At 51.6% G+C, this 577-nt stretch carries 1 protein-coding gene; it reads left to right on the plus strand.

Translation table 11 applies throughout. From position 1 onward, the window contains the following. Window positions 1–99: 99 nt before the first annotated feature. A partial coding sequence (locus tag IE226_RS43795) for a Mu transposase domain-containing protein (protein ID WP_444546096.1) occupies window positions 100–577 on the plus strand: 478 nt, incomplete at its 3' end.

Below are 577 nucleotides of genomic sequence, written 5' to 3' on the forward strand. Positions count from 1 at the left end.
ACTCCGAGGGACAAAGGTCCAGTCGAGGGACTCGTCCAAAAGACATACAATGCCGTCTACGCTCTGCTACATGACGAGGTGTTTTACAATCTTCTGAGTATGAATACCCGTATCTATGAGTTGATGGACGGCTTCAATGAAAAGCCGTCCAGAACGACAGGGAGAAGCAGACGTGACATCTTCGAGGCGGAAGAGCAACCAACGTTGGGTAAACTGCCCATGGCTCCATACCGCTTCAGATATCGCAAGGAGGTGAAACTGTCCGGTACCTATCACGTCATGGTTGACAAGCACAACTATAGCGTGCCATACCAGTATGTCGGGCAAAAGGTGAGCGTACTGTGGGACTTAGATACCGTGGAGGTTTACTCCGGGAGTTCTCGCATAGCCATCCATCAGCGTCGCCAAGGATCTGGATACAGCACGCTTGACGAGCATATGCCAGACAAACATCTTGCCTACAAGCACGGACAGGGATATAACGCCGCCTATTTTCTGGAGGAGGCGGCATTGGTTGGCAGCAACACCACTTCCGCAGTCCAATCCATCCTCAATCGCACGAAGCATGTCGAGCAGT

The sequence above is a fragment of the Streptomyces longisporoflavus genome (assembly GCF_014649775.1).
Taxonomy (GTDB): Bacteria; Actinomycetota; Actinomycetes; order Streptomycetales; family Streptomycetaceae; genus Streptomyces; species Streptomyces longisporoflavus.